The following is a 14,289-nucleotide window of genomic DNA, read 5'->3' on the forward strand; positions in this document are numbered from 1 at the left end:
CTCGGCATGACTGGAGCGGCTCATGACAATTGCCTGACGCCGACCCTTGGAAGTATCGGGCGCAGCATCTGGTTGGCGCGACCGAGCTCGACGCAGGAGATCAGGTAGCAGAGCACAGATTCGGCACCCCGGTTCTCGTTGGGGCGGTCCACATGCAGGCCGTCGCGGCAACTGCCTGTCTCCGGGTCGATGAGGGAAATGCCGTGATCATTGCTGCCCGTGAACCAGTCGAAGGCCTTGTGCGCGGCCTCGATCCAGCTCCTGTCCGAAGTCGCTTCATAGGCCGAAAGGCATGCGGCCACGGTTGCCGTCGCTTCGACCGGCTGCTGGTCGAAAGGCCTGGGTGGCTGTCCGACCTCGAAGAAGCCGTCGGTGCCAACGGCACGGAAATGGCCTTTCTCACCTGTCTGCTGGGTCATCAGCCATTCAAGCGTTGCAACACCTGTCTCGACGAAAGCCGGAACCTTGGTCGACATGCCCGTCAGGATCAAGGATTGGCTCAGGCGGGCATTCTCATAGGATAGCCCCTCCTCGAACCAGCGGCGCCCCCCCTCCGACACACGACGCTCCAGGTCCATCAGATCTTCAGCATGCCGTATGCGCAACATGCGAGCGTGGGGGTCTTGAGGATTGGCGGCGCAATAGTCGTTGAGGCCGAGAAGCGTGAAGGCCCAGGCGCGCGGAGAGCGGAAGTCGAGCGTGACAGTCATCGCCCGGGCAAAGAGGGCACTCGCCCATCGGCGACGTGGCCCATCGGTATCACACAGGGCGCAAGACCCGAGCGCCCAGAGGGTTCGCCCATGACTATCTTCGGAGCCCTCATCTTCGAGCCAACGGCGGTCGTAGCTCATGAAGTTTCGGAAACGGCCGGTGTCGGGGTTCCAGGCGTGTTCGACGAAGGCCGCGAAAGAGGCTGTCATTCTGTCCGCTATGCCCGTTTCGCCGACGGACGAAAGGAGTGAGGACAGAAGCAGGGCCCGCGCATTGTCGTCGACGCAATAGCCGTGCAACCTGTCCGGCACGGAGAACACCGCATGCTGGATGATGCCCGTGTCGTCGCACATCGCGTGCAGATGCCCGAGCTTCAAGGCCATCTGCTGCGGCGGGCGCTTGATCCGCAACGAGATGAGGTCACTGACGAGTTTTGGCCGATAGGCGGTGCGCGCCTTCGCCATGCTGTCGAGATAGAGCGAGGCGACTTGCGACCAGATCATCGCGCGACCGGCCTCGTAGGCAGCGTTGCGCATCGCCATGCGGGCCTCGTCGTCACCGAGCAAGGTCGCGATTGCCCTAGCCGTCGCCGGCGCATCTCCAAAGGGAACCAACACGCCGCGGCCGTCGCTCAGGAGATCGCAGGCGTGCCAGTAAGGCGTCGAAACCACGGCACTGCCCATGCCGAAACTGTAGGAGAGCGTTCCGGACGTCATCTGCGCCTCGTCCAGATAGGGCGTCACATAGACGTCGCACATGGCAATGAAGTCGAGAAGCGTCGGCAGATCGACAAAGCGATTGAGAAACTGCACCGCATGATCGACGCCCAGCCGCTCGGTGCGCTGGCGCAGCCCGTCGCGATAGGCCTCGCCCTGCTGGCGCAGAAGGGTCGGATGCGTGGCGCCCAGCACGATATAGAGCGCCTCTGGGGTTTCCTTCAGGATCGACGGCATGGCGTCGATGACCACCTCTATGCCCTTGTTGGGGGAGAGCAGACCAAATGTCAGGATGATGGGCCGGCCAGCGTAACCGCGCTCGATCTTGGCAAGGTCTGGATCGTGAAAGGGTCGATTAGGTATGCCATGGGCAATGACGTCGATCTTCTGGGGGGCAACTCCATAAATGTCCGTGAGCAGCGTGCGTCCCTTCTCTGCCATGACGACGACACGGCTGGAATGGGCGACGACCTTCTGCAACACGCGGTGTTGAGACGGTGTCGGTTCGGCAAGGATGGTGTGGCAGGTAGTGACGAGCGGAATGCGCAGGTTTTCCAGCAGCGTGAGGATGAACTCGCCGTCGTCACCGCCGAAGATGCCGAATTCGTGCTGCAGCGAAACCACATCGAACCGGCCTTCATTCAGAACCCGCGCCGCCGTCACATAGTCTTCGACTTCCTCCTCACGGATCTCGAAGATTACGTCACTGGGATAGGCATAAGTCTGCTTGGCATCCGTGACGGCGACGATGCTTGTTTGGACTGGCTCGACCGCATCGAGCAGCGCCTGGGAGAGATCGCCGGTGAAGGTTGCTATCCCGCATTGGCGGGGAAGAGAATTGCCGATGAAGGCGATCCTTGTCGGTCTGCTCATCTGCGTTCCCTCCAGAACATGGTGGCGAGGTCTCGCCAAAAAAGCCAGGGACGCACAGCGCGACCGCATGGCGGATGCACGCGCGTCGGCATCAGGATCACGCGGAGCCGACAGGCTCCAGATCCCGCTCCAGAGCGACGCGCCCTTGGCGGAGCTCCGGATTCCAGAGCCGATACTGAGGGCTGTTCCGATAGGCCGGCATGGGGGCCTCGATCGTGTAGGTGACAGCGGCAGCCGGCGAGAGCCCCTTCGTGGTCACGAGACGAACCATTTGGCCGACGGTAAAACGGTGAGACGACATGAGTTTTTCCGATCTTCAGTGCGTTGTGTTCAGGCTCTGTTGGCCGGACAGGACCCGGTCCTTGTCGAGAGCGGTATCCAGGTCCGACGGATCTATTTGGACCAAGCTCTTCTTCTTGCCGGCAACGACTTCGATCATGGTTGCCACACGCCGATAGGCGAGCCAGGAAATCCCGGTGATCTGTTCCTCGTCGTCCTGCACCTGGTAGTCGCCGGGCGGGTGCACACCCTCCAGACCTGTCAGGGTGAAGGGCGCATCGAAATGCACGGTTCTCGTCTTCGTTCGCGTAAACATGTGAGTCTCCTTTCAGGACCGGTGTCACGGGATTGCGGTGTAGCGATCAGATCGAGATGTGACCTCTGCGGTCATCAGGCCTGCTTCGGCGGAACAGCGGGCCGCGCTGTAAACGGATGGATACTGCAATCGGGCCGCTTCCCGGCCCCTGTCCTGATCTCGAAGACGTTCGGTCGGCATGTCGCAGACGCGATCCGTTTCTTGCGAATGTCGGCCAGTATGATCACCTTGTCCGAAGGCTCCATCAGATGCCTCGCTTCTCGGGCGTGACAGCCTGATCGCCACCGCACGGACTTCCGCCCTCGCCTTCCCAGCGCGACAGAGCCGCAGCGTGACTGAATACGACATTCTCCCACACGGCCGCCTGCATATCGCTCATGACCATTCCCTTGCGAAGGCGATCGATAATCACGACCTCTCTTGCGTAGTTGCCACCTGACTGCGCCCGGAGATCCGCGCTCGAGTAGCTGGAGCGATGGAGCAGCGCACGCAGCATCGCTTGGTCAGCCATCTCTCGCTCACCCTCTGGAGAATCGTTCTTCAGCATGGTCGAAGGCCAAGTGTCTGCCCAAGGCGGTCGTCATGGACGATCACTGCAGTGGATTGCTCACGATCGATCATGACGTATTCCTCTTCGAAGTTCGCCAAGCGCTGTGTTTGGCGTCGTCAGGTCGCTGACTGGAGGGACGACCCGAATGCACTGAGATCGAGTTCGATCGTATGTCGTCGCCGAGACTGATAGGCTTGCCTCGCTGTCGTCAGAATGCGCTCCCGAAGGCGATCGAACGCCAGGAGATAGTCGCGTTCCTTCCGGCGTCCGGGGGCGCCCTCGCGATCAAACACGGCGACGGGCAAGAGAAACTGAACCTGGTTCAGGCCATCATGCCCGATGAAACGAATGAGACCGCGGGTCTCGTCATAGGCACGGGTCGGATTGGGGAAGGAGAGGGTCACAGGCTCGTGACCTGACTGCTGCTTTTCAGACGCGCGAAGACGGCCTGGTCTGCGCAGAGGTTCACGGCGGCAATCAATTCGGCGGATCTGTGGACGCCCTTCTGGTAAAGCGTCATCGCATGGCGCGCCGCGCCGCGATCCAACTGGCAGAGGGGTTCTTCATAGCGAAACCCGGCATGCCGGAGCGCGTTTCTGATGATGCTGATGTCGAAGCTGCCGATAGGCTGATGAAGGTCGGAAGACATGATGTCCTCCTTTATTGGGGCCAGGGTGAGTGCCGCCCAGAAAGTGGCAGCGCCCGTTCAATGGCTGCCACTTCCATGAATATGGGCCTGCTTATCAGAACTTGCAAGGGCCTTGAAAAACATCCATAGGGCGTGACTAGAGATGCCCGCTTTATGTGGTTAGCGCTGCGCCTCGCTCTCCGGCACGAACAAAGTCTTCTCAACTACTGCCTTCAAAGAGGGGATGGCTTGCTGTGGCATGTCGTTAACCCGAGCGGCGCGGCTAAAGCGATCCCCGAAATCTGTCCTCGTGATCCAAGCTCCTTGCGCTGGCATGGATGCCGAATTTATTGCCGCTCCAGAGTCATGTTCACGTCAGCTCAAAGCCAGGGGACAACGATACATCAACGCTCGCTCGCGGCGCTTTGCTGACAGGGCGAGCTGAACGACTCCTCTTGAGTATCCAACCGACCACCTTCAATGTCCGATGTGGTGGAGGGTTTCGGGTGCCGTCAGGCGTACGAAAGCCTTTCATGCCGGAACCCGCGGTCTGCACTTGCTGAGCTATGGGGTTTTCTGGATTGGAGCCTCTGGCGGTCGGGCGATCGCCACGACCACTGTCAGTCCGGGCGGGTCCCGAATGATGGTTTCCATTGGGGTTGCGAAGGCTTTCCAGGTGAGTGGAAACATGTTCGTCGTGCTGAACGCCCTCATCATGGGTGCTGGCGCAGGCCGTCCCGTTGGCCTGCTCTGCTGTGAGTAGACGATATGAATGGATCGGCCATGCCGGGTCATGACGCACTCTCCCGGTTCGTTGTTGCCTCGTCTGGTGGTCCTCGCGGTTGCCGCCAGCGCTTGAGCACTTCGATGACGACCATGCGTCCACCGCAGCATGGGCATGGCGGCCGGATGTCGGTCGGTTCGTCGTCCGCCTCGTCAGGGGGCGGCGGGGCAGCGTTGAGGAGCTCGCGGGCATGAGCGATGCTGATCTTTCGAGAACCTCCGGCGAGCAGGCCGTAATGCCGGATGCGGTGGAAGCCACGCGGCAAGACATGGAGCAGGAAACGGCGGATGAACTCATCGACCGCGAGCGTCATGACCTGCTGCCGATCGCAACCGTCACGGCGGTAATCCTTGTAGCGGAAGGTGACGTCCGTTTCATCGAACGCGATCAGGCGACTGTTCGAGATGGCGACCCGGTGCGTGTAGCGCGACAGATAGGCAAGCACTGCTTCCGGCCCCGCAAAGGGCGGCTTGGCATAGATGATCCAGCGCTTCCTACGGACTGGCGACAGGTATCTTACAAATGCCCGGTGATCAGCCAGAGGCGCAGCCGAACCGAAGAAGGCGAGCCGCCCGGCATCGTGGAATTGGAGCAGCCGTGTCAGGAACAAGCGCCGGAAGAGCTTGCCGAGCACACGAACCGGCAGGAGGAATGCCGGACGTGACGATATCCAGCGTGATCCATCGAGCGCGATGCCACCACCTGGCACGATCATGTGAACATGGGGATGATGGGTCATGGCCGATCCCCATGTGTGCAGGACAGCAGTGATGCCGATGCGCGCGCCGAGATGCTTCGGATCGGCGGCGATTGTCAGCATCGTCTCGGATGCGGCCTTAAAGAGCAGATCGTAAACCAGCGCCTTGTTGTGGAGGGCAATGGCGGCGACCTCGGCTGGCAATGTGAAGACGACGTGGAAGTATCCGACAGGCAGGAGATCGGCCTCCCGTTCGGCAAGCCATGTGCGTGCAGCGGCGCCCTGGCACTTCGGGCAGTGCCGGTTGCGGCATGAATTGTAGGCGATGCGCCACTCTCCACAATCCTCGCAGGCCTCGACATGTCCGCCCAGTGCTGCTGTGCGGCAGTGCTCGACCGCCGACATAACCTTGAGCTGGCTCAAGCTGAGATGTCCCGTGTGGACTTTCCGATAGTTCGGCCCTGCAGCACGGAAGATATCGGCGACCTCGATCGAGGTACGCATGGTTCAGCCGTCGGGCGTTTTGCCTTCCATCAGCGCCATCAGCCGATCAAGAGGGCCCGCGACCGCGTGAATGGTTCGGGTGGAGACCTTCGCATAGAGAGCCGTCGTCTCCAGCTTGCTATGACCGAGCAGAACCTGGATGACACGGATATCGGTGCCATCCTCCAGAAGATGGGTGGCAAAGCTGTGCCTCAAGGTATGCGGGCTGACGCGCTTGTGGATGCCGGCAACATCGGCAGCTTCCTGAACCGCGCGATGAAGTTGCCGCGACGAGATCGGATCGGTGCGGCTACGCCCCGGAAACAGCCAGCCGTGAGGTAGCATTACGCCGCGCCGCTTTCCTTCGCGCCACCAAAGCCGCAGCAGTTCGAGGAGCTGCGGAGAAAGCATGGCATTGCGGTCCTTGCGTCCCTTGCCTTGTTCAACCCGGATCAGCATGCGTTTGGAGTCAATGTCATCGACCTTGAGATGGGCGACCTCGGAGACGCGCAAGCCCGCACCATAGGCCACACCGAGGGCGGCCTTGTATTTGATGCCAGGTGCCGCCTCCAGTAAGCGGGCAGCTTCCTCAATACTGAGCACGTCCGGTAGCTTGCGCGGATTGCGCGTTATCACCAGCGCCCGCGCCAGATCCCGCCGCTTCAGCGTTACCGTGAACAGAAAGCGTAGCGCCGAAACCGTGCTGTTTATAGTCGCAGGACCTACGCCGTTCTCATGCTGATGCAACTGGAAACGTCGTATGTTCTCGACCGTCGCGGTGTCGGGGGCACGCCCAAGAAACGTAGCGAAGCGCCGAACGTGACGGATGTAGTCCTGCCGAGTGTGGGATCCTAACCCTCGCATCAGCATGTCTTCCTGCATGCGCTGGCGGAGCGGTGTGGTCGGGGCATCGTGTTGAAAGCTGGCCATTGAACGTTCCTCTCGTTGAAGGGAACGTCATGGTCAGGCAACACCAACAGCCTGCCTAGAACCTCAGATAATCATGCGAAACTCGCCGCGCACTCCCTCCCGCGAAGCGGGTTCGTGCTTGACGGCGCACAGGCGACGTGAGGCGGCAGGGCGATGTCTGCTTCCAGGCAGGCGCTATGACGACCGTTATGGCCGAGTGGAAGGCGCATAGCGGGAATCGTTTAATCGCCGACATGGTGGGACATGGCTGCGGGCAGAGCGACCAGTGCTCGTTATCCGGCCCATCAAGGTCGACCGGCAAAAACCTCAACCCTCTGCCTTTGCCCGCAGTGACGTATCATGACGCAACTCGCATCGTTGCGCTTCCTGCAGCTTCTTGGCCAGCCAGTCGACGAAGACGCGGACCTTGTTGCTTAAATGGCGGGTCTGCGGATAGACGATGTAGAGCGGAATGGGCTCGCGCGGCCAGTCAGGCAGAATCTCGACCAGTTCGCCGCGGTCCACATAGTCAGAGACGGTAAAGGCCACGGCCTGGGCGACCCCGATGCCGGCAACAGTCGCGGCCATATAGCTCCTGAACTCGTTGACCGAAATCACATAATCGAGCCTGACTTCGACTTCTTCATCACCTTTGCGAAACATCAGGGGAAAGACCCGGCCCTCATAGGCCTTCATGTAACCCACCCCGAAATGCCCCTTCTCGAGATCACGGGGATGACGGGGAAGGCCCATGCGTTCGAGATAGATCGGCGCGGCATAGGTACGCAATTCGAGGTCCGCGACCTTTCGGGCAACCAGGGACTGATCGCTCGGCGTGCCGGCGCGCAAGGCGCAATCGATGTTTTCGGCAACATAGTCGACGATGCGATCGCCGATATCGAATTCCAGCTGGATCTTCGGATAACGCGTGTGGAAGTCACAAAGGGCCGGCATGATGATCCGGTCGGCAAATGCGCCAGACAGAGCGACACGCACCTTGCCCGAAGGCTGCGCTTGCGAACTGGACAGACTGCCGTCGAGCTCGTCGAGCTCGGACAGGATGCGAGCAGCCCTTTCGTAGTAGAGTGCTCCATCGGTCGTGACCACGACCCGTCGGGTTGTCCGGTTCAAGAGCTTGGTCGCCAGATGCGCTTCGAGTGCCTGGACGGCGGTGGTGACCGTGGTCTTCGGCATCTTCAGCGAATTCGCCGCCTTGGAGAAATTGCCGGTCTCCACCACTCTCGTAAACACCCGCATGGCGGACAACTGGTCCATGGAAACACCTCTTTCAAAAACACGCGTATTATTCAGAATACCGGAACAGAGTTCTCACAAATTGCCAACTTGTGCCGCATGATGGGATAATAATATAAATTGCGCACAAACGAAAGCGTTTCCAACGAGCGACTACCAAGAGCATGATCAAGCCGTGGCAAAGTGGAGCAGACGAGGAGACGCGGTTTCCCTTGCCATTCCGCATTTATGAAGGGACGGGCAAGGCCAGGGTCCGGCCGCTTGTCCTGTATTTTTCCGGAAACGCATTTGGAGCGGCCCCGCCCCGTTCGAACGACGCCCCCGCGGCATTGGCGATGGCAGAAGCTGGCGCCCTCGTCGTTGAGGCGGACTGCGGCGGCCCGTCATGCAACATGTTTCCAGGATCCCTGGAAAAGGCGTTTGACGCGTTGAAGCATCTGTTTGCGAAGCGCAAGCGCTTCGCCAATCTCCGGTCGCCGGTGCTGGTGGCCGGAGATGAAGCTGGCGGAAACGTCGCGGCCAGCCTTGCATTGAAGGCCCGTGATGCAATGCCCGGCGAACTGGCAGGTCAGGTTCTTCTGTCGCCCATGCTTGACCCGCGCATGGTCACGATCTCGTTTCGCAGCGCAGACGATATCGGTTTGCAGCAGCGTTGGGCGGATGGCTGGCAGCACTATCTCGCCAAAGCCAGCGATGGCCAGCACCCCTATGCTGCGCCTTGTCTTTGCACACGGCTGATGGGCACAGCACCTGCTCTTGTCATGACATCGGATGACGATCCCTTGCGTGACGAGGGCCTGGATTATGCGGAGTGTCTGCGATTGGCCGGCGTATCCGTGAAAAGCAAGATCCTGCCCGCTCATCTCGGATGGACAGGACTTTATGACGGCCGGGACGGCGCGTGGCGTGCGCATGTCTCGACCGAATTCGAGCAGTTCGTCCAAGAACTGCCATACTGACGGCGGGCTCCCAACCCGCTCCCACCACATAGCGGTTCCAGGCGAACCGAAGGAGACGATCATGACCGCAAGGATCAGGAACGCGGCCCTGTGGGGTTTCGCGATGGCGACAAGTTTGGCAATTGGCGGGGCTCTCTATGTCGAGCCCTGGTCAGACGCGCAGGCAGCGTCCACTCAAACGGAGGCCACCCCACCAGCAGTGCCGGTCACGGTGACCACCGTCCAACCGCGACCGGTTCATGTCTGGCGCGAAGTATCGGGACGCTTCGAGGCGGTGGACCGGGTCGAGCTCCGCTCGCGGGTCGCCGGCGCCATCCAGTCGGTGCATTTCCGCGAAGGCGGGCTGGTCGAAAAGGGCGACCTCCTGGTCACGATCGACCCGGAGCCCTACCGCGCTGTTGTCGAGCAGGCGCGCGGTGCCGTAGCCTCCGCTGAGGCACGTCTCATTCTTGCAACAACCGAGCTCGAACGCGGCAATGCGCTTTTGTCCCGCAACACGATCTCCCAAAGCGAGGTCGCACAGCGCAAGAGCACGAAAGCCTCGACCGAGGCCGAGCTAAAATCCGCCAAGGCGGCATTGAAGCTCGCCGAACTGGACCTTGCCTATACCGAGATCCGCGCGCCGATCGCAGGCCGCATCGGCACGCTCGAGGTCACCCCGGGAAATCTCGTGGCGGCCGGCCCGTCTTCTCCGTCGCTCGTCACGCTTGTATCGCTCGACCCGATCTATGCAAGCTTCACCATCGACGAGGGCCATCTGCGCGATGTCTTGTCGACACTGCCGGCCAATGATGCAAGCCTGCTTCTCGATCAGATACCGGTGGAAGTCGATACCGGCACCGGCCCCGGTGCCGCGGCCACAATCCCTGGCCGTTTGCAGCTGATCAACAACGAGATCGATGCCTCGACCGGGACGATCCGCATACGTGCCGTCTTCGACAACCACAACGGTCGGCTTCTGCCTGGACAATTTGCCCGCATTCGCCTGGGACAGCCAAAGGCGAAGGACCGCGTGACGATCAGCGAGCGTGCGGTTGGCACCGACCAGGACAAGAAGTTCGTCTTTGTGGTCGCGGCCGACAATACGGTCAGCTACCGGCAGGTCGAACTGGGAGCAGCGGTCGACGGCCAGCGCATTGTCGAAACCGGCTTGAACGCCGGCGATCGGATCGTCGTCAGCGGGTTACAGCGCATCCGGCCAGGTGCCGTCGTTGCCCCGCAGGATGAGACGGCCCTGAAGAACTGATCGGCAAGCCTAAGGCATAGGCTCACTTGCGCCTTCAGCACCCAGACCTGCCATCACCGGTTTTACCACCCCAATCTACCGCGCGCCCGGGATCGTGATCCCGGGACCGATCCTCCCGTGTCCGCCTTATGGGGCCTTAAAGATGAACTTCTCTCGCTTCTTTGTTGATCGGCCGGTCTTTGCCGCCGTCTTGTCCATCCTCATTCTCGTCGCGGGCCTGATCGGTCTTCGCGCATTGCCGATTTCGGAATATCCGGAGGTTGTGCCGCCATCCGTTGTGGTGCGGGCCGTCTATCCCGGTGCCAATCCGACCGTGATTGCCCAGACGGTGGCAACACCGCTCGAAGAGCAGATCAATGGCGTGGAAAACATGCTCTACATGTCGAGCCAGGCCACATCCGATGGCGTGATGACGCTCACCGTCACCTTCCGCCTTGGAACCGACCCGGATCAGGCACAGCAACTTGTGCAAAACCGTGTTGCCCAGGCCGAGCCGCGCCTGCCGGCAGAGGTTAGAGCGCTCGGTGTAACGACCGTCAAGAGTTCGCCCGATCTGATGATGGTGGTCCATCTCGTGTCCACCGGCGATCGCTATGACCTCACCTATCTGCGCAACTATGCAACGCTCAACATCAAGGACCGGCTGGCGCGCATCGAGGGGGTCGGTCAGGTTCAGATCTTCGGCGCGGGCGACTATTCGATGCGCATCTGGCTCGATCCACAAAAGGTAGCCGAGCGGGGCCTCACGGCCAGCGACATCACCAGCGCCATTGCCCAGCAAAACGTCCAGGCCGCAGCCGGCACGATCGGCGCCTCGCCTTCACCAGAAGGGGTTGATCTCCAGCTGAACATCAACGCCCAGGGCCGTCTCCAGACCCCGGAGGAGTTCGGAGAGATCGTCGTCAAATCCGGCTCGAATGGCGAAATCACGCGGCTTTCAGATCTCGCACGCATCGAGCTTGGGGCTGCCGAATACGCTCTCCGCTCGCTGCTCGACGGCGAACCGGCTGTCGCCATTCCGATCTTCCAGGCGCCTGGATCGAACGCGATCGCGATTTCCGACGCCGTTCAGCAGACCATGAGCGATCTCCAGCAGGCCATGCCTGAAGGCGTCCGTTTCGAGATCGTCTATGACACCACGGAGTTTGTCCGCGCCTCGATCGACAAGGTGGTTGACACACTTCTCGAGGCCATCGCGCTGGTCGTGCTTGTGGTGATCCTCTTCCTGCAGACCTGGCGCGCTTCGATCATTCCGCTGATTGCCGTTCCCGTCTCGATCATCGGCACATTCGCGGTCATGTATGCCTTCGGCTTTTCGATCAACGCGCTGACCCTCTTCGGCCTTGTCCTGGCGATCGGCATTGTGGTCGACGATGCGATCGTCGTGGTCGAAAATGTCGAGCGCAACATCGAAAATGGACTTTCGCCGCGCGAGGCCACCTATCGCGCCATGAAAGAGGTATCCGGACCGATCATTGCCATTGCACTGGTCCTTGTCGCTGTCTTCGTGCCACTTGCCTTTATCTCCGGACTTTCGGGACAGTTCTACCGGCAATTCGCCCTGACGATTGCCATATCGACGGTAATTTCGGCGATCAATTCGCTGACACTCTCGCCGGCATTGGCCGCCCTGCTTCTCAAGGACCACCACGCGCCGAAGGACCGCTTGACCCGCGTGATGGATCATCTGCTGGGCTGGTTCTTCCGTGGCTTCAACCGGGCCTTTGGTGCAGCCTCCAATGGCTATGGACGCAGCGTCGGCGGCCTGCTTGGCAGAAAGAGCCTGGTGATGGTGATCTATCTCGCGCTCGTGGCCATGACCTACTCAATGTTCACGACGGTGCCGGGAGGCTTCGTGCCGGCGCAGGACAAGCAGTACCTGATCGGCTTTGCGCAATTGCCGGATGGTGCAACGCTTGATCGCACGGAAGAGGTTATCCGCCGGATGAGCGACATCGCCTTGCAAGAACCGGGCGTGAAGAATGCGCTCGCCTTTCCGGGCCTTTCCATCAACGGCTTCACCATCGGCTCCAATGCCGGCATCGTCTTTGCCGTGCTCGACGATTTTGCGGAGCGCAAGGATCCATCCTTGTCGGGTGGCGCAATTGCCATGTCCCTCAATCAGAAATTTGCAGCCATCGACGGCGCTTTCATCGCCATGTTCCCGCCGCCACCGGTCAACGGCCTCGGCTCGACCGGCGGTTTCAAGCTGCAGATCGAGGACCGCGCCGGCTTCGGCTACGAAACACTCGATGAAACGACAAAGGCGGTTCTTGCCAAGGCCTATCAGACCCCGGAACTCGCCGGCATCTTCTCGAGCTTCCAGGTCAATGTGCCACAGCTTTTTGCCGATCTCGATCGGGTGAAGGCACAACAGCTCGGCGTATCGGTCACCGATGTCTTCCAGACGCTGCAGATCTATCTGGGCTCGCTTTACGTCAATGACTTCAACGCCTTTGGCCGCACCTACAGCGTGCGCGTCCAGGCGGACGCCCAGTTTCGGGCAAAGCCGGAGGATATCGGTCAGCTGAAGGTACGCTCTGCAAGTGGCGAGATGATCCCGCTTTCGGCGCTGTTGAAGGTGGAGACGTCGACCGGTCCGGAGCGTACCACACGCTATAACGGCTTTCTCGCAGCTGACATCAATGGCGGTCCGGCACCCGGTTATTCCTCAGGCCAGGCGCAGGCGGCGATGGAGAAAATTCTCAATGACACCATGCCCGCCGGCATTGACTTCGAATGGACCGATCTCACCTATCAGCAAATCCTGGCCGGCAATTCGAGCATCATCGTCTTTCCGCTTGCGCTTCTTCTGGTCTATCTCGTTCTTGCCGCGCAATATGAAAGCCTGACGCTTCCGCTGTCGATCATCATGATCGTGCCAATGGGCGTCCTCGCTGCACTCATTGGTGTCTGGTACACGGGCGGGGACAACAACATCTTCACCCAGATCGGGCTCGTCGTCTTGGTCGGCTTGTCGGCGAAGAATGCGATCCTGATCGTGGAATTCGCGCGCGAACTCGAATTCGAGGGCCGGACGCCGTTCCAGGCGGCGATCGAAGCCAGTCGTCTGCGGTTGCGCCCGATCCTGATGACCTCGATGGCCTTCATCATGGGGGTGATACCGCTTGTGGTTTCGACGGGTGCGGGAGCCGAAATGCGGGCTGCCATGGGTGTTGCGGTGTTCTCGGGCATGATCGGAGTGACCGTCTTCGGCATCTTCATGACGCCGGTATTTTACCTCCTGGCCCGCATGCTCAGCGCAAACAGGCCGTTGCGCCAGCACGGGTCAGACGGCGCTGGCGTGCCGCTACTCGCGCCCAAAAACTGACCGAGGTCGGTCGCCAATCAGCTGTATCGGATTTCGGGCGGATGCCGTTCATCTGCCCGAAATCTGCAGCGAAGATCCAACCGGCTTGATCACTGCAAGCTGTAGGGAAGATACGTGGCAGTTGATCTCGTCATGTTTCCTGCTATCCATGGTCGCAACGAGTGCCGCATCCAAGGCCTGACGCAGATGCGCGTCCTCCTGACGAAGGGCAATTCCCGCACCGCACCGAAGAACGCGTCGACCTTGATGTCGACGCCTTTAAAGCCGCAGCAGTTGCTACCCGGGTGTTGGTCAGCCAGTCGTTACCCTTTCCAGCCGCCGGACCGGCGACAGGGGACGATTGCCATGATACTAGTTGAAGAGGATACCGGCGGCCGGTCGCGAGAGCTGGCAAATGATGGTTTAGAGAGCTCCTTGAGCAGTGCTCCGCTGCAACCGCAGCACCGCAATGACACTCACGGGGTGCCGAATGAATTCGGTTTGATCGAAGTCAATACGCTCGGCAGCATTCTACGACTATGTATTCGCGAAGACGCACATAGGCCTTTCGGTC

12 protein-coding genes are annotated in these 14,289 nt (G+C 60.5%); 3 read left to right on the forward strand and 9 right to left on the reverse strand.

The window, feature by feature from the left end; all coding sequences use genetic code 11:
• Window positions 1-20: 20 nt before the first annotated feature.
• The 9 genes from QWE_RS19000 to QWE_RS19045 all read right to left on the reverse strand — a co-directional run bounded on the left by QWE_RS19000 (window position 21) and on the right by QWE_RS19045 (window position 8,221).
• Window positions 21-2,300 (reverse strand): glycosyltransferase family 4 protein, encoded by a 2,280-nt coding sequence (locus QWE_RS19000; protein ID WP_006727797.1) that lies wholly within the window; start codon window positions 2,298-2,300, stop codon window positions 21-23.
• Window positions 2,301-2,397: 97 nt separating this feature from the next.
• Window positions 2,398-2,601 (reverse strand): hypothetical protein, encoded by a 204-nt coding sequence (locus tag QWE_RS19005; protein WP_006727798.1) that lies wholly within the window; start codon window positions 2,599-2,601, stop codon window positions 2,398-2,400.
• Between the two features lie 15 nt (window positions 2,602-2,616).
• Window positions 2,617-2,895, reverse strand: a complete 279-nt coding sequence (locus QWE_RS19010; protein WP_006727799.1) for a hypothetical protein — start codon at window positions 2,893-2,895, stop codon at window positions 2,617-2,619.
• A 244-nt stretch (window positions 2,896-3,139) separates the two neighbouring features.
• Window positions 3,140-3,406 (reverse strand): hypothetical protein, encoded by a 267-nt coding sequence (locus QWE_RS19015; protein WP_006727800.1) that lies wholly within the window; start codon window positions 3,404-3,406, stop codon window positions 3,140-3,142.
• Between the two features lie 155 nt (window positions 3,407-3,561).
• A complete protein-coding gene (locus tag QWE_RS19020; RefSeq protein WP_006727801.1) occupies window positions 3,562-3,849 on the reverse strand; it encodes a DUF1488 family protein in 288 nt (95 codons plus the stop codon).
• Window positions 3,846-4,094: a hypothetical protein gene (locus QWE_RS19025; RefSeq protein WP_006727802.1), complete on the reverse strand. Its 249-nt coding sequence runs from the start codon at window positions 4,092-4,094 to the stop codon at window positions 3,846-3,848. Before QWE_RS19025 ends, QWE_RS19020 begins: the two co-directional genes overlap by 4 nt.
• 770 nt (window positions 4,095-4,864) lie before the next feature.
• Window positions 4,865-6,058 (reverse strand): IS91 family transposase, encoded by a 1,194-nt coding sequence (locus tag QWE_RS19035; protein ID WP_006727803.1) that lies wholly within the window; start codon window positions 6,056-6,058, stop codon window positions 4,865-4,867.
• A gap of 3 nt (window positions 6,059-6,061) precedes the next feature.
• Complete coding sequence (locus QWE_RS19040; RefSeq protein ID WP_006727804.1) at window positions 6,062-6,967, reverse strand: tyrosine-type recombinase/integrase; 906 nt, start codon at window positions 6,965-6,967, stop codon at window positions 6,062-6,064.
• Window positions 6,968-7,273: 306 nt separating this feature from the next.
• Complete coding sequence (locus tag QWE_RS19045; protein WP_006727805.1) at window positions 7,274-8,221, reverse strand: LysR family transcriptional regulator; 948 nt, start codon at window positions 8,219-8,221, stop codon at window positions 7,274-7,276.
• A gap of 191 nt (window positions 8,222-8,412) precedes the next feature.
• Between QWE_RS19045 and QWE_RS19050 the strand changes: the two genes are divergently transcribed.
• From QWE_RS19050 to QWE_RS19060, 3 genes are all read left to right on the forward strand, one after another.
• Entirely contained in the window at window positions 8,413-9,159 is a 747-nt protein-coding gene (locus QWE_RS19050; protein ID WP_420804567.1) for an alpha/beta hydrolase fold domain-containing protein, read from the forward strand.
• Window positions 9,160-9,220: 61 nt separating this feature from the next.
• Window positions 9,221-10,405, forward strand: a complete 1,185-nt coding sequence (locus QWE_RS19055) for an efflux RND transporter periplasmic adaptor subunit (RefSeq protein WP_006727807.1) — start codon at window positions 9,221-9,223, stop codon at window positions 10,403-10,405.
• A 142-nt stretch (window positions 10,406-10,547) separates the two neighbouring features.
• Complete coding sequence (locus QWE_RS19060) at window positions 10,548-13,736, forward strand: efflux RND transporter permease subunit (RefSeq protein ID WP_006727808.1); 3,189 nt, start codon at window positions 10,548-10,550, stop codon at window positions 13,734-13,736.
• Window positions 13,737-14,289 lie beyond the last annotated feature (553 nt).

This window comes from Agrobacterium albertimagni AOL15 (genome assembly GCF_000300855.1).
Taxonomy (GTDB): Bacteria; Pseudomonadota; Alphaproteobacteria; order Rhizobiales; family Rhizobiaceae; genus Allorhizobium; species Allorhizobium albertimagni.